Source organism: Altericroceibacterium spongiae (assembly GCF_003610805.1).
In the GTDB taxonomy this organism is placed as follows: domain Bacteria; phylum Pseudomonadota; class Alphaproteobacteria; order Sphingomonadales; family Sphingomonadaceae; genus Altericroceibacterium; species Altericroceibacterium spongiae.
The window spans coordinates 1-18,020 of the sequence record NZ_RAPF01000004.1; the positions used below are offsets into that span (position 1 = coordinate 1).

5 protein-coding genes and 1 pseudogene are annotated in these 18,020 nt (G+C 53.2%); all 6 read left to right on the top strand.

What is annotated here, in order from left to right; genetic code table 11:
- A partial coding sequence (locus D6851_RS17915; protein ID WP_210210340.1) for a hypothetical protein occupies nucleotides 1-197 on the top strand: 197 nt, incomplete at its 5' end.
- Nucleotides 198-326: 129 nt separating this feature from the next.
- On the top strand, nucleotides 327-1,925 hold the full coding sequence (locus D6851_RS08390; protein WP_120324464.1) for a cadherin repeat domain-containing protein: 1,599 nt from the start codon (nucleotides 327-329) through the stop codon (nucleotides 1,923-1,925).
- Nucleotides 1,926-1,979: 54 nt separating this feature from the next.
- Nucleotides 1,980-3,059 (top strand): transposase, encoded by a 1,080-nt coding sequence (locus tag D6851_RS08395; protein WP_120324465.1) that lies wholly within the window; start codon nucleotides 1,980-1,982, stop codon nucleotides 3,057-3,059.
- A gap of 310 nt (nucleotides 3,060-3,369) precedes the next feature.
- On the top strand, nucleotides 3,370-4,179 hold the full coding sequence (locus D6851_RS08400) for a cadherin repeat domain-containing protein (protein ID WP_147395451.1): 810 nt from the start codon (nucleotides 3,370-3,372) through the stop codon (nucleotides 4,177-4,179).
- A 60-nt stretch (nucleotides 4,180-4,239) separates the two neighbouring features.
- A pseudogene (locus D6851_RS08405) lies at nucleotides 4,240-5,021 on the top strand (IS5 family transposase).
- Nucleotides 5,022-5,844: 823 nt separating this feature from the next.
- Nucleotides 5,845-17,802: a cadherin domain-containing protein gene (locus D6851_RS08410; RefSeq protein WP_183030036.1), complete on the top strand. Its 11,958-nt coding sequence runs from the start codon at nucleotides 5,845-5,847 to the stop codon at nucleotides 17,800-17,802.
- The last annotated feature ends 218 nt before the right edge of the window (nucleotides 17,803-18,020 follow it).

Sequence of the window (18,020 nt, forward strand, 5' to 3'; positions counted from 1 at the left end):
GCTCAACCGGTCCAGGTGCTCCGTCAGAGAAAACAGGCTGCGTGGCTGCATCGAAACTCTCCATCCAATGCCTCCACAGAATCACAATCCGCTACTCAAAGCGAGGGGTTATTGCCGGTGTCCAGCTCACCGCTATTCGCTTGCACCTGAAGTGTGCATTATCGAATTTCAATTTTGGAATTGTAAAAATTAAGTGATATCGCTTAATGGTTCTTTATTTTCAATATATAATACTTATTAAGTAGATATACCTTATTGAACTGTTGAGGAATATAAGGGACCAGTGACGTAATACCATAAGGTAACTATGTCACAGGAGCTTTTGCATGTCCTTCAAGTCGCGCTCGTCCATCCCGAATGCAGACTCAGTCACTGAAAGCGGCGATTTAACGCCTTCGGTTAAAGGTGATGCGATAGAAAAAGCTGAATTCCAGGTTTTGAATAATGTGCGGTGGTGGGAAGAGAATTTAGATGGCTCAGCACATGTGGAATTGGAAGATGGTGCTTTTTTGACCATCCCCGCAGGATCTTTTCGGAGTTTCAACGAAAAGATCCTGATCCCGGAGCGTGTTCTTGAGGGACTGGATCACGCAAAAACAGAAGTTTCAGGTAGCTTTCTAAACTCCAAGACATTTGAAGCGGAAAGTCCGGATGTTCCAAGTGAAGAGCATTCGCCCGCTAATATTGCAGACAATGTCCATACGGCTTCTGTAATGCCTCAAGCTGCGTCCCCGGCTGGTGCTCCGTCGATTACCACTGGTGAAGTCTTGACGATGTACACCAGCGGGAAGTCGCCAGTCGCTGTAAAGGCGATTGACTATGATGGGGATCAGATAAGTTTTGGAATCGAGCCTGGGCTATTTTCAGGCTTGTTTACAATCGATTCAGCGACCGGTGCGGTCACCATCAATGATCCTGAGGGGATTACGGAGGGATCGTATTATGTTCGAGTAATAGCTAGCGACGGTTCTTCCACTTCATCCAAATCTATCACGCTACAAGTTATCGACGATGGTACGGGAGGTACAAATACCGCACCCCAATTCATGGGCGAAAACTCCTTTTCAGTAGTGGAAGGGAATGTTTCTGTAGCTATTATTCAGGCTCGGGACGATGATGGCGACGATTTGATTTTCTCCATTGCTGGTGGAGCCGATGCTGCCCTCTTCACAATAGATCCGGTAACTGGTTCGCTAAATTTTGTTTCAGCCCCTGATTATGAAACCCCTCAAGATGCGGGTGGGAATAACATTTATGAACTGAACATTTCGATCAGTGACGGCCAGTCTATTGTTACAAAAGCCATTCAGGTGAGTGTTCTCGATGTGATTGAGGGTGAACAAAACACTGCTCCTGTAATTACTAGTATTTCTGACATAACAATTTCTGAAAACACGATACCGGTTACCAAAGTAAGCGCGACAGACGCTGATGGCGATGTGCTCACCTATTCACTGACCGGTGATGATGCTGCCCTTTTCGAAATAGATTCGAGCGGCAACCTCTCTTTTCGTAATGCTCCTGATTATGAAAACCCAGCCGACTTTAACTCAGATAATCGCTATGATTTAGTTGTAGTTGTTGACGATGGAACGACTGCTTCACAAGCTTCGATGTCAGTCATTATATCGAATAAAAATGATGCGCCTGTTATCGAAGGCGATAACATTTTAATGGTTGCTGAGGGGGAGCTTGCTGTCGGCCGCGTTTTGGCAACCGATCAGGAAGGTGGTTCACTTACCTATGCCCTGAGCGGAGATGATGCATCCCTTTTTCGGATCAGTTCTTCTGGCTCGATCACATTTCGCAATGCGCCGGATTATGAAGATCCTAAAGATTTCAATGAGGATAATGAATATACATTCACTGTTACGGTTAGCGACAACCAGGGAAGCAGTGTTTCCCGAGCTGGACACCCGCAATAACCCCTCGCATTTCCGGTGCTGATATGATTCAGCGTTGGCGAGGAGATAACGGTGATGCACCCATCGAGCCTGTTTTCGCTTTCGGAGCACCTGGAGCGGCTGAGCCGGGATGGCGACCCGCTTGAAGTTTTGGGCGAGGCCGTGGATTTCGAGCGTTTCCGTCCGCTGCTGGTAAAGGGGTTGGGATACAGCGATGGAGCAAAGGGCGGCAGGCCGCCATTCGACCCGGTCTCGATGTTTCAGGTGCTGGTGGTGCAGGCACAGCATAACCTGTCCGATGCCCGCATGGAGTTCATGATCCGCGACCGGCTTTCGTGGATGCGCTTCTTCGACTTTGATCTGGGCGACACGATGCCCGACGAGAACACCATCCGCCACTATCGCAACCGGCTGACCGAGAGCGGGACGCTTGATGCGCTGATGCAGGCCTTTGAACAGCAACTGCGCGAACGCGGCTATCTCGCCATGGGCGGTCAGATCGTCGATGCCACGCTGGTTCCCGCTCCCAAGCAGCGCAATACCGAGGAAGAGAAGGTCGCGGTTAAGGCGGGCAAATCAGCAAAGAAGATCTGGCCGGGAAAGCCGAACAAGGCGCACCAAAAGGATGTCGATGCGCGCTGGACGGTGAAGGTCGGCGGCAAGATCCGCTATCGTCCCGATGGAACGCCCTTACCGCAAATCGCGACCCCGGTGTTCGGATACAAGTCGCATATCAGCATCGACCGGCGGTTCGGCTTTATCCGCAAGGGCAAGGTGACTTCGGCAGCCCATAGCGACGGGCGGGAACTGCGCCATGTGGTGGACCCGCACAACACCGCCTCAGATGTCTGGGCCGATAGTGCCTATCGCAGCCGAAAGAATGAGATATGGCTCACCCGGCATATGTTCACCAGCCGCATCCATCGCAGGAAGCCCAAGGGCAAGCCGATGCCCGAACGCACATCACGGGCCAATGCTGCCAAGTCCGCCGTGCGAGCAAGGGTCGAGCATGTCTTCGCACACCAAAAGGGGCGCTACGGCCTGTTCATCCGCACCATCGGCCTCGCCAGGGCTCAGGCCAAACTCACGCTCGCCAATCTGGCCTATAACTTCGACCGCCTGATCTTCCACGAACAAAGGGCCGACACAGGATAAGTACGCCCGGAAACTACGGGCGAGGCAGGAAATGACCAGAACCTAACCGACAGGCCCCGCCAATCAGGCGCTCAGATCGCCGATCTGCTTGCAAGGTCGTCGCCCTTCATAAAAGTGACAGCGAAACCATGGTTATTGCGGGTGTCCAGCTTATACGGTTATCGTCAATGACATAAACGAGGCGCCTCAATTATTACCAGAGCAGGCTGTTAGCATATATGAAAACCGAACATCGGTAACTGTAATTTCGGCCTCTGATGTGGAGGGAGGTGCGTTAAACTGGTCAATCGTCGACGGTGTGGACAGGGATTTGTTCACAATCGACACCAGTACTGGTGCCTTATCTTTCAAGAATGCACCGGATTATGAAGATCCTCAGGACTTTGATCGCGATAATATTTATAACGTCGTGGTGGAGGTCAGTGATGGTGAAGCTTTTGCCAGGCAAAATGTAACTGTAACAGTAGACAATATTAATGAGGCTCCACAAATATTAACAAGTCAAACAATAAGTTTGATCGAAAATCGTAATGTTGTCGCGGATATATCGGGTGTTGATCTGGAAAATGATCAAGTTACCTATGCTATTACCGGCGGCAATGATGGCCTTTTATTTAAAATAAATAGCAATACGGGTGCTCTGGAATTTGTGGACGCTCCGGATTACGAGAACCCTGCGGATAGTAATGGCGATAATGTCTATGAAGTAGAAGTGTCTGCAAGTGACTCAAATGGTGCAATAAGTACAAGATTATTGTCTGTAACTATAATAGACACTAATGAAAAGCCAGTAATATCTGTAGATGACGATATTTATATGAAGGAAAATCGTCTGGATATTACAACCATTATGGCATATGATGGAGACGGCGATATTCTATCCTACTCTATTAGTGGTTCAGATGCTAATCTTTTTTCTATAAATTCGGATGGCCAATTATCTTTTGTTTCGGAGCCTGATTACGAAAATCCGCGCGATGCTGATCTGGATAATGTCTATAATATCACTGTTTCTGTATCTGATGGCGTTTCAGTAATAAGCAAAAATTTAAATATTAATATTACAGATGAAAGTGAGCCTTTAGTTTTTGCTAATGATTCATCTGTTAGGCCCTGTTGACAAAAGGGATTCCCAAACAGGCTGATCTCTGATTCACAGCTGCTTTTTACGGGAGCTGCTATGGCGCGCGGAGATCTGACGGACGAGGAATGGGCGGTGATTGGTCCGTTGCTGCCGCCTGAGCGAGGCAGGCATTCACGGCCGGCGGGAGATAACCGGCGCTTCCTCAACGGAATGCTCCATGTCCTGCGGGTCGGGTGCCCCTGGCGCGACATGCACGAGCGCTACGGCAAGTGGAACTCGGTCTATGTGCGCTTCCGACGCTGGGCCGAACAGGGCGTATGGGATGCGCTACTGCAAACGCTGGTCGATCTGGGACTTACCGACGACTGGCAGCACATGATCGACAGCACCAGTGTCCGGGGCCATTCGCAGGCCGCCGGCGCAAGGGGGGGACTCATAATCAGGCTTTTGGTCGATCGCGCGGCGGCTTTACGAGCAAGATCCACGCCCGCTGCGACAATAAAGGACGCCCTCTCGGCTTCATCCTGACCGGCGGCGAGGCCTCAGATTACACCGCCGCCGAGCCGCTGATGGCGATCCCTGTCACGACGCCCAAGGGGCTGCTGGCGGACAAGGGCTATGATGGCGATCGCTTTCGGGAAAGCCTGCTCGTCCGCGGCATTCTGCCGATCATCCCGCCCCGCTCGAACCGTAAGGTGCCCGAGCACCCCGACTACCGTCGGTATCGCGACCGAAACCGCATCGAGCGCCTGTTCAACAAGTTGAAGCAGGCCCGCCGGATCGCCACCCGCTACGACAAGACCGCCCTGTCCTTCGCAAGCTTCCTCAATCTCGCTTCAGTGCGCCTGTGGCTGAAATCTTATGTCAACAGGGCCTAGTGTTTATGAGAACGTCACTGATGTTCTGGCGATTTCTGCAGAAGATGGAAATGGATCGAGCCTCACCTACGCAATTGCGGGTGGTGTCGATCAAGATCTTTTTAGTATTAATTCCAATACTGGAGCCCTCTTTTTCAAATCTGCCCCGGACTATGATAACCCATCGGATTTTGGCGGAGATAATCTGTATCAGGTCCTTGTGGAAGCCAGTAATGGAGAAGTAACCACTACGCAGATGGTTTCTATAACAGTTCTCGATGTTGAAGAGCGACCTAGAATCATTAGCAGCCCCGATCTGACACTTTCTGCAGGAAGTATTTCCGTTTTAACTGTTCAGGCAGAAGATTCCGACAATGATGATTTAATATGGTCTCTTTCCAATTCCGGGGATTCTGATCTTTTCGAGATTAATGCTGATACTGGCGAATTATCGTTTTTAAGTGCGCCAGACTATAGCAATCCACAAGATGAGAATGGGGATAACACTTATAATGTGACCGTTCAGGTTACAGATGGTTCATTTGTCGATAGCCACACATTTAACATACGCATCACTTCGGATAACTCGGCACCCGTTATTACAAGCGAAGCTGCTTTTTCAGTTATAGAAAACCGTCAAACTGTCACGACGTTGAATGCTGATGATGCAGAGGGAGACAATTTAACGTATTCAATTGAGGGTGGCGACGATGCCGATTATTTTGTTATAGATGAAAATACAGGGCTTTTATCTTTTAAGTCTTCTCCTGATTTTGAACGCCCTCAAGATGCCGATGGTAACAACATATATCAATTGGAAATCGGGGTATCGGACGGCAAAGATATGGCTGTCCAGGATATTTCAGTAACGGTTTCCAATCAGAACGAAGTTCCCGAAATTACTTCCGATCTTAATATTACGGTTCAGGAAGAAAGCTCCCACCTCGGTTCTGTTATCGCTATAGATAGTGACGGAGAAAGCGTTACGTATTCCATTTCAGGTGGTGATGCGCCTCTTTTCATAATTGACGGTCAGACGGGCGAACTCAGTTTTCGCGATGCCCCCGATTTTGAAAATCCTGCCGATGCAGACGGCAATAATGTCTATGAATTTCAGGTTACTGTAACCGACGGGCAAGACTCTATAACTGAAACGGTGACTGTGACGGTAACGAACCGCAACGAGTCACCCATTATCGAGAGCGACGCTGCTATTACCCTGGTGGAAAATCGCAGTGTAGTAATGAATGCAGATGCTTATGACGGTGATGGCGATGCGCTGAATTATAGTCTTGAAGGGTCTGATGCAGCGCTGTTTACGATCAGTGGAACGGGTGAGCTGTCATTCATTGAGGCGCCAGATTATGAGAACCCTGCGGATATTGATGAAAACAATATTTACGATGTGACCATAGTCGTAACTGACGGTTCGAATATAGTTCGGCATGATGTGCAGATCATTGTGGCAGATCGGAATGAAGCGCCAGTTCTGACTGGGACGGATTCCTTCACACTTTCGGAAAACAGCCGTGTGGCAGGCCAGCTTTTGGTAGCCGATGATGAGGCTGATCTGCTTGCTTATTCGATTGCGGCAGGCGGTGATGGCGCATTTTTCACGATCAATGCATCGGGTGAGCTGTCATTTCGGAATGCACCTGATTTCGAGAATCCATCCGATGCGAATGGTGACAATATTTATGAACTGACTGTTTCTGTAAGTGATGGAAAAGGTGGCGTAACGGCCGTCCCTGTGAGCGTGGCGGTGACCGGGGTAAATGAGGCTCCTGTAATAATCAGCAACAGCTCGATCAGTCTGCAGGAAGGCCAGGCGGCGGCGCTGGATGTCAATGCAACGGACGCAGATAGCGGCGATATATTGGTCTATACGATTGTCGCAGGCGGTGATGGAGCGTTGTTTACAATTGATGAAGTGACCGGTGAGTTATCCTTTAAAACAGCACCAAATTATGATGCGCCCCAGGATGCGGATGGCAACAATGTCTATGAACTGACTGTCCGGGTGAGCGATGGGAACGGTGAATCTGATGAGCAGGCGGTGACTGTTGAGGTCACCGATGTAAATAATTCTCCGGTGATTACGAGCGACGCAGCGATCACATTGGCTGAGAACGAAGTTGCAGTCACGTCCGTGACAGCGAGCGATGCGGATGGCGATACACTGACCTATGCGCTGAGTGGCCCTGATTCTGCGCAATTCACAATTAATGCGAATACCGGAGAACTGTCCTTTGTGACAGCACCTGATTACGAAAATCCAGCAGATGCAAATGGCGATAATGTCTATGAATTAATCGTCCTGGTGAATGACGGAGATGTAACCGTTGAACAGGATGTCACTGTAACTGTCTCCAATCTCAACGATGCGCCGGAGATTGGAGGGGACGGAACGTTTACGCTGGCGGAAGGAGTGACGCTGGCCGGAGTGGTTGGTGCCAGCGATGATGATGATGGCGATACGCTGAGCTTCAGTCTGACAGGTGGCGCGGATGCGGCTTTGTTCACGATCGATGGATCGAGCGGGGAGCTGCGCTTTGTTGCTGCGCCGGATTATGAGGCGCCGGGCGATGATGATGGGGACAATGTTTATGAGGTAGAAGTCACGGTATCGGACGGGACGGTGAGCACGATCCGTCAGATGCGTGTGACGGTGAGTGACAGCAACGATCTTCCGCAGATTACGAGCGGTGCTGCGGTGACGGTTGAGGAGAACCGGAGCAGTGTGTCTGTCGCCACTGCGAGCGATGCGGATGGCGATACGCTTGCCTGGTCGATTGCGGGCGGTGTTGACGGGGCCCTGTTCGCAATTGACGAGACGACAGGCGCGCTGCGCTTTATTGCGGCGCCCGACTTTGAAGCGCCTGCCGACTTCGATGGCGATAATGTCTATGAAGTGGTGCTGGAAGTATCGGACGGGAATGGCGGGACGGCGAGCCAGACCGTTCTGGTGACAGTCAGCGATGCCAATGAAGCGCCGACGGCGACGGGCAGTGCGGCGGTCACGCTGGCGGAGAACCAGAGCCTGGCGACGGTGATTGCAGCCAGCGATGTGGATGGCGATACGCTGACTTATGCGATTGCGGGCGGTGCGGATGCGGGTTTGTTCACGATCGATGGGTCGAGCGGGGAGCTGCGCTTTGTTGCTGCGCCCGATTATGAGAGCCCGGCAGATGCCGATGGCGATAATGTTTATGAAGTGCTGGTCGAAGTATCGGACGGGAATGGCGGCACGGTCACGCAGAGTGTGAGTGTGACGGTTACCGACAGCAATGAAGCGCCGGTGATAGAGAGCGGTGGGGCGATTAGCCTTGGGGAAGGCCGCATGGCTGTGGTGACCCTTGCGGCGAGCGACAGCGACGGAGATGTGCTGAACTGGTCGATTACAGGCGGCGTGGATGCCTCGCTCTTCGTGATCGATGAGACGACAGGAGCGCTGCGTTTTGTGGATGCGCCCGATTATGAGGCGCCTGCCGACAGCGATGGTGACAATGTTTATGAGCTGAGCGTCACCGTGTCGGACGGGAACGGCAAGAGTGTGACCGAAGCGGTAACGGTCACGATTACGGACAAGAACGAAGCCCCGGTGATCACAAGCGATGCGGGTGTGACGATTGTCGAGAACCGCGCGGATGTGATGAGCGTGGAAGCGAGCGATGGCGATGGCGATACGCTGACTTATGCGATTGCGGGCGGTGTGGATGCAGCGCTGTTCACGATCGATGGGTCGACGGGAGCGCTGCGCTTTGTGTCTGCGCCGGATTATGAGGCGCCGGGCGATGCGGATGAGGACAATGTCTATCGTCTGAAAGTATCGGTGTCGGATGGCACGAGCACGAGCACGCAGGACGTGCTGGTGACGGTGAATGACAAGAACGAAGCCCCCGTTGTCACGAGCGATGCGGCGATCACCCTGGCGGAGAACCGGACCCTTGTGACCACGCTGGATGCCGCTGACGATGATGGGGATGTTTTGACCTGGTCGATCACGGGGGGCGTGGATGCGGGTTTGTTCACGATCGATGCGTCGAGCGGAGAGCTGCGCTTTGTGTCTGCGCCGGATTACGAGGCACCGGGCGATGATGATGGCGACAATGTCTATGAACTGGAAGTGACGGTCTCGGACGGGACGGTTGTAACCAGCGAGACGATCACGGTGACGCTGAGCGATGCGAATGAAGCGCCGGTGATAACCGGTGCGCTGGATGTGACGCTGGCGGAAGACGATGTGACGCCGGTGACGATTGCGGCGAGCGATCCGGACGGAGACACGCTTGTCTGGTCGATTGCCGGAGGTGTGGATGCGGGTTTGTTCACGATTGATGCGGGGACGGGAGCGATCAGCTTTGTGAGCGCGCCGGATTACGGGTCACCTGCGGATGCGGATGGCGACAATGTCTATGAACTGAATGTCACTGTGTCGGACGGGAACGGTAAGAGCGTGACCGAGGCGGTGACGATTACGGTGACGGACACGAATGAAGCGCCGGTGATTACGAGCGGGGATACGATTACGCTCGGTGAGAATGTCACGGCGGTGCTGAGCGTGACGGCGAGCGATGCGGATGGCGATGCGTTGACTTATGCGATTGCCGGAGGTGCGGATGGCGCCTTGTTCACGATCGACGCCACCGGTGCGCTTGCCTTCCGCGATGCGCCGGATTTTGAAGCGCCGGGCGATGCGGATGGCGATAATGTCTATGAAGTGATTGTCTCTGTCTTCGACGGTGTGAGCACCGTGCAGCAAAATGTGACGGTCAGCGTGACCGATAGCAACGATGCGCCGGAGATTGGAGGGGACGGGACGTTTACGCTGGCGGAAGGAGTGACGCTGGCCGGAGTGGTTGGTGCCAGCGATGATGATGATGGCGATACGCTGAGCTTCAGTCTGACAGGTGGCGCGGATGCGGCTTTGTTCACGATCGATGGATCGAGCGGGGAGCTGCGCTTTGTTGCTGCGCCGGATTATGAGGCGCCGGGCGATGATGATGGAGACAATGTTTATGAGGTAGAAGTCACGGTATCGGACGGGACGGTGAGCACGATCCGTCAGATGCGTGTGACGGTGAGTGACAGCAACGATCTTCCGCAGATTACGAGCGGTGCTGCGGTGACGGTTGAGGAGAACCGGAGCAGTGTGTCTGTCGCCACTGCGAGCGATGCGGATGGCGATACGCTTGCCTGGTCGATTGCGGGCGGTGTTGACGGGGCCCTGTTCGCAATTGACGAGACGACAGGCGCGCTGCGCTTTATTGCGGCGCCCGACTTTGAAGCGCCTGCCGACTTCGATGGCGATAATGTCTATGAAGTGGTGCTGGAAGTATCGGACGGGAATGGCGGGACGGCGAGCCAGACCGTTCTGGTGACAGTCAGCGATGCCAATGAAGGACCCTTTATTTCCAGCACTGATTCTTTCTCAGTCAGAGAAAACGAGCTTGGAGCATTCCTTGTCGAAGCAACTGACGATGAAGGTGATACTCTTTCCTGGACCATTGTTGGCGGTGCAGACAGAGACAGTTTCGTCATTGATGGATCAACCGGAGCGGTATCTTTCGTTTCGGAACCAGATTTCGAAAATCCTGACGATTTCGATGGGGACAATATCTATGAAATAATCGTTGAAGTCAGTGATGGCACCAGAACTACCCAACAGGCGATTAGTGTTGCTGTCACAGATGAAAATGATGTTCCGGTTATCACGAGTGAATCTGCCTTCACAATTCAGGAAGAGCGCCAGGCAATTACAGCTGTCGAGGCATCGGATGATGACGGCGATGCGCTCATTTATGAAATTGTCGGAGGTGTCGATTTCCGTCTTTTCACAATCGATAACGAAACCGGTGCATTGTCTTTTATTGCGCCGCCGGATTTCGAAAATCCCGAGGATTTCAACCAGGACAATGTCTATGAAGTGAGAGTCCAGGTTGATGATGGCAATGGCGGCTCAGTCCTGCAGAATATAACCGTAACCGTTCTCAACGAGAATGATGCCCCCGTTATCATCAGTCAGGCAGCCATTACGATGGCTGAAAATAGTGTAAATGTCTCAACGATTGAAGCTGTCGATACGGACCCTGCAGATGATCTGATCTATGCGATTGCGGGTGGTGCGGATGCTGCCTTGTTCACGATTGACGGCACGACCGGTGAATTGGCTTTCATCACGCCGCCAGATTTTGAAACTCCGGCGGATGACGATGGAGATAATATCTATCAGCTTACAGTGTCGGTGAACGATGGCACGCATGTTGTGACACAGGACGTTACGATCACGATCACGGATGCAAATGATCCGCCAGTGATAAGCAGTGATGCTGTTGTCACTCTGCGTGAAGGTGACACTGTAGTGACCACTGTAGCTGCGGCGGATCCGGACGATGACGCGGCATCCTTGGTCTATGGTATCGCCTCTGGATATGATGGTGCCTTGTTCACGATTGATGCCGGAACAGGTGAATTGTCTCTCATTACACCACCGGATTTCGAAAACCCATCAGATGCGGATGGAGACAACATTTATGAAGTGATGGTGACGGTGACGGATGGATCCAATATCGTTGAACAATTGATAGAGGTGACCGTATCTAATGAAAATGAAGTTCCGGTTATTTCGAGTGACAGCTCCATTACTATTGCTGAAAATGAGAAAATAGCTGCTGTTGTAGAAGCCAGTGATCCTGATGGTGATGCGCTTGTCTATGGAATTGCTGGCGGCGATGATGCTTCGCTGTTTGCCATTGATGCAGATACGGGTGAGCTGACCTTTATTACTGCGCCGGACTTTGAAGCGCCAGGCGATGCTGATGGCGATAATATTTATGTTTTAACTGTAAGCGTCTTCGATGGCAGTGAAACGGTAATACAAGATGTCACTATTACAGTAACTGATGCAAATGACCCGCCATTGATAACCAGTGAAGCAGATATATCTTTAAATGAAAATATTACTTCAGTTTCGACAGTTGCTGCAAGTGATATTGATGACGATGTGTCAACACTTGTCTACGCTCTGGCAGGTGGTGACGATGTCTCACTGTTTACAATCGATGCCGCTACCGGAGAACTGTCTTTCATCACTGCACCTGACTTTGAGAACCCAACGGATGCAAATGGGGACAATGTTTATCAGCTTATTGTCAGCGTTAGCGATGGACTCAATACGACAGAGCAAGAGGTCACGGTAACGATAACAGATGCAAATGATGCACCGGTTATTACAAGCGATGCCGATGTAACGCTGGCAGAGGATGAGGCTGCTTCTTTTGATATGGTCGCAGACGATGATGATGGCGATACGTTGAGCTACGCTATTATTGCCGGAGATGATGCCGCACTGTTTACGATTGACGCGGTTACCGGTGAAGTATCCTTTATTACAGCACCTGACTTTGAAGCCCCTGCCGATAGCGATGGGGACAATGTTTATGAAATCATTGTGGAAGTTGACGATGGCGTAGCCAGTGTTCAGCAGGCGGTGACGATCACGGTGACGGATGCAAATGAAGCGCCGGTTATCACCAGTGATGCGGCGATTACGCTGGCTGAAGCAGAAACTGAGGTTGTTCAGGTTACGTCTGAGGATGCTGATACGGATGACACGCTGACTTATGCTATTGCTGGCGGCGCCGATTCTGCGCTGTTTGTTATAGACGCCCAGACAGGGGAATTGTCTTTCATTTCGGTACCGGATTTCGAAAACCCTTCCGATGCCGATACCGATAATGTCTATGAAGTGACCGTCAGTGTCAGTGATGGAACTGACATTACTGAACAAAATGTAACGGTTACAATTACAGATTCAAACGATCCGCCGGTCTTTAGCAGCAGTGATGCGGTAAGCAGTGCGGAAAATGAAACGGTTGTGACAACCATTGCCGCAACTGATCCGAACTCCGATGTTATAAGCTATTCTATCGTCGGAGGAGCGGATAAAGATCTGTTTGTAATCAATGCGATAACGGGTGAAGTGTCGTTCCTCACCGCTCCTGATTTTGAGAATCCGGGCGATGCTGACGGTAACAATATCTATGAGATCATCGTCGAAGCAGATGATGGCCTGAAAGGAACACAACAGGCGCTGACCATCACGATAACGGACGCACAGGACGCTCCAGTGATCGACAGCGAGGCCATTCTCGATCTGGCCGAAAATGAAACCACGCTTCAGATCGAAGCCCGCGATGACGATGGCGATACGCTGGTCTATGCCATCGCAGGGGGTGCGGACTCCGCTTTGTTCAGCATCGATGCGACGACAGGAGAATTGTCTTTTGTCGCAGCCCCCGATTTTGAGAATCCCGGCGATGCCGATGGTGACAATCTTTACGATCTGCTCATTGAAGTCAGTGATGGCACCGATATCGTCCAGAAAGCGATTTCGATCAATGTGACCGATGCGGTCGAAGGGATCGATACGAGCATTCTGGCCGAAACGCAGGGTTTCATCATTCAGGGCGATACGATCGACGATGGCACCGGTTATTCGGTCTCTTCGCTGGGCGATGTGAATGGCGATGGTTATGACGATCTGCTGGTCGGGGCCAATTACGGTGATGATGGCGGCCTTAATGCGGGCGAGACTTATGTTATTTTCGGGCAGTCAGGCGGCATCGGTACTCTGTTGGCCGGCCGGCGGATTCTCGATCTTACCACCCTTACTCCGGCGCAGGGCTTTATCATCCAGGGCGATATGGCAGGCGATCAGCTTGGCTACTCCGTTTCCGACGCCGGAGATGTGAACGGCGATGGCTTTGCCGATATTATCGTAGGGGCCTATCAGGGAGATGATGGCGGTGTCGATGCCGGTGAGGCATATGTTGTCTTCGGCAATGCGTCCGGTTTCGGTGAGCTGACCGGCACACGCCGGGTTCTGGACCTCACAACGCTCAGCGAAGCGCAGGGCTTTATTATCCAGGGCGATACGGGAGGAGACACGCTGGGCTTTTCCGTCTCTTCCGCGGGAGATATCAATGGCGATGGTTATGACGATCTGATTGTCGGCGCGCGTGGTGGCGACGATGGCGGCTCCAATGCCGGTGAAGCTTATGTCGTCTTCGGCAGCGCAGCCCTGATGGGCGATGAAGAGAGTGGCCGTAAGGTGATCGATGTCACCACGCTGACGGCCAGCGAAGGTTTTATCATCGAAGGGGGCGCCAATGGCGACCGGCTTGGATATTCCGTATCTTCCGCCGGGGATTTCAACGGTGACGGCTATGACGATCTGCTGATTAGCGCCAATTACGGTGACGATACAGGGGTCGATGGCGGCCAGACCTATATCGTTTACGGCACGGATTCCGGTTTCGGTATCGATGTGAGCGGCCGTCAGGTCCTGCGCGTCGGTTCGCTAACGAGCGATCTCGGCCTTGTGCTTCAGGGCGATGCGGCCATGCAAGCGGGCATGTCCGTTTCCGATGCCGGCGATGTGAACAGCGATGGCTATGACGATGTAATTGTCGGCGCGAAAGGCGGTGCCTATGTCGTTTTCGGGCGCAAAAACGGTTCTGGAAGCGTTACACTGGATGCCAATGGGCGGCAGACGATCGGGCTTGGCTCGATGCTTGCTGCAGAGGGCTTTCTGCTGACGGGAACAGGCGATGACGGGCTGGGCTATGCCGTATCTTCAGGCGGTGATGTGAATGGCGATGGCTTCGCGGATCTGATTGTCGGCACCTATCTGGCCGATTCTGACGGAGTGGATTCCGGAACTGCCTATGTCCTGTTCGGTTCGGATCAAGGCTTTGGGACGGCAATCGATGGTCAGCAGGTAGTTGACGTCACGAGTCTGTCTTCCGATCAGGGCTTTGCCATTCTGGGCGATGTGGCCGGTGACGGGTTGGGCCGTGCCGTGTCTTCGGCAGGAGACATCAACGGCGATGGCTACAGCGATATCGTGGTCGGCGCTTATCTGGGTGACGATGGCGGCAGTAATGCCGGGGAAGCCTATGTGATTTACGGCAGCGCCGAAATGGGGGCGCAGGGTGAACAGGCTGCGCAATCGCTGACCGGCACGGTTTCTGCGGATATCCTTATCGGCGGTAATGGCGATGATGTGATAACCGGAGGCGGCGGTTTGGACGTAATCCGCGCCGGCGCCGGCGACGATCGCATCACACTCACCGATTTCACCTTTGAAGATATCCATGGCGGGCGCGGTTTCGATAGTCTGGTGCTGGACGGAGCCGGGCTGAATTTCGATCTGACCGCCATTCTGCCGGGCGATCTGCGCTCTGTGGAAGCGATCGATCTGACCGGCAGCGGTGACAATGTGCTGACGATCAGCGGGGAAAACCTGCTCGATATCAGTGACTGGCGGATGGATGGTGAGGCGTATATGCTGGTGACCGGCGATGCCGGGGACAGCGTGGTGACGCAGGGCTTCACCTATGGCGGCACGCAGATTTATGAGGGTGTGACCTACAACCTCTATGAACGCGGCTATGCCAATTTGCTGGTGGCGCAGGATGTGGCGGTCGCCAATAATGCCGCCGGCATTGCGCCGGTGATCGATACGAGCATTCTCAAGGAACATTACGGCTTTATCGTCCAGGGTGACGAAGCGGATGATCGTTTGGGCTATCGTTCGATGCAGAATATGGGCGATGTCAATGGCGATGGGTATGATGACTGGATCGTCGGGGCCTATCAGAACGACGAGGGCGGAACGAATACAGGTGCAGCCTATGTACTGTTCGGCGGAGCGGGCGGTTTCGGAACACCGGATGCGACGGGCCGCCGGGTGATTGATCTGTCTTCGCTCAGCGCTTCGCAGGGTTTTGCCATTCTGGGTGAAAATACCGATGATTATCTGGGCTATTCGGTGTCCTCTGCGGGTGATGTGAACGGGGATGGCTATGCCGATGTGATCGTCGGAGCTTATCGCAACGATGAGGGCGGCGGCTATGCCGGAGCAGCCTATGTGCTGTTCGGCAAGGCTTCGGGCTTTGGCACGGTGGATCTGGGCAGCGGATTGAGCGCCAGTGATGGCTTCAAGATCATAGGCGACGCATCTGGCGATAGTCTGGGCTATTCGGTGTCTTCGGCGGGGGATGTGAACGGAGATGGCTATGACGATCTGATTGTCGGGGCCTATTACAATGACGATGGCGGAACGAATACAGGCACGGCCTATGTGCTGTTCGGCAAAGCCTCGGGCTTTGGCACGGTGGATACATCGTCTTCGCTCAGCGCCTCGGATGGTTTTAAAATCTATGGTGATAATGATAGCGATTATCTGGGCCAGTCGGTGTCCTCTGCGGGGGATGTGAACGGGGATGGCTATGCCGATGTGATTGTCGGGGCCTATGGTAATGACGCTGGTGGCAGTGCTGCCGGTGCGGCCTATGTGCTGTTCGGCAAGGCTTCGGGCTTCGGTACGGTGGATCTGGGCAGCGGGCTGAGTGCCAGTGATGGCTTCAAGATCACAGGTGACGCATCTAACGATTATCTGGGCATGTCGGTGTCCTCTGCGGGCGATGTGAACGGGGATGGCTATGCTGATGTGATTGTCGGGGCCTATGCCAACGACGATGGTGGCAGCGATGATGAAGGCGCAGCCTATGTGATTTTCGGCAAGGCTTCGGGCTTTGGCACAGTGGATCTGGGCAGCGGGCTGAGTGCCAGTGATGGCTTCAAGATTATGGGCGCGGCTGTGGATGATTATCTGGGCTATTCGGTGTCCTCTGCGGGCGATGTGAATGGCGATGGCTATGCCGATCTGATTATCGGGGCCTATCAGAACGACGCTGGCGGTAGCGATGCCGGAGCGGCCTATGTGATTTTCGGCAAGGCCTCGGGCTTCGGCACGGTGGATCTCGATACTCTTACCGCCGCCGATGGCTTTATCATCCAGGGCGATATGGCAGGTGACAATCTCGGCAGAACCGTTTCTTCAGCCGGGGATATCGATGGCGATGGCTATGACGATCTGCTGGTCGGTGCCTTTTATGGTGACGATGGCGGGGAGGATGCCGGGGAAGTCTATGTGCTGTATGGCAGTGCCCTGTATGGCCAGCAGGGTGAACAAGAGGGCCGGTATCTCAACGGCATGGTGACGAGTGACGTTCTGGTCGGCGGCAATGGTGACGATACGCTGATCGGGGCAGGTGGTGCGGATTCGCTGCATGGCGGGGCGGGTGATGATCTGATAACGGTAGCTGACCTGTCTTTCCTCGAAATCGATGGGGGAAGGGGCATGGATACGCTGGGTGTCACCGCCAGCGGCGCAACGCTGGACCTGACCACAACGCTGCCCGCCAAAATTCAGTCTGTCGAAGTGATCGACCTGACCGGTACAGGCAATAATACGCTGATCGTGGATGCTGCCTCTGTGTTCGATGTCAGCGGCTGGCGCATGGGTGGCGAAGCCTGGATGATCGTGGAGGGCAATGCCGGGGATACCGTCACCGCCACAGGCTTCACGGCCAATGGCACCTATGTGAACGATGGCGTGACCTATAATCTCTATGAAAGCGGCAATGCCAATCTGCTGGTCAGCCAGGATATGGCGGCAACGCTCGCCTCCATGGCTCCGGTGGCGGCATCGGCAGATGCCTATGGCCTGTCGGTGGAGGATTATTCCACCGATACCGCAGCCGATCTCGATGCACCGGTTGAAGATCAGGCTGTGCTGGCCGGTTTCTCTTCCGCTCTGGATATGGGGAGCCCTGCTTCTGTAATGCCGGGCGATCAGCCGGCGGCGACCGGCGATCCGGCCACCGATACGCATATGGATACGGATTTGGCCGGGTTGCACGATCCCTCCCATACGGATGATATCGTGTCATGATCCGCTGAAAAGGATCGCAGGAAATGGAGAAAGAGAGCCGGGGTTATGCGCCCTGGGCTCTCTTCTTCTTTATAAGCCGCGAATTGATGAAATCAGCAGGCCACGCTCATAAGTAATAAAGTGAGTATTGCCCTGTCCGCTGGTTTTATCGGGTGGTTTTCTCTTAAAAATAAATGGTTTTGCGGCCTTGCCAATTCCTTAGGTACGGCCCCTTAATT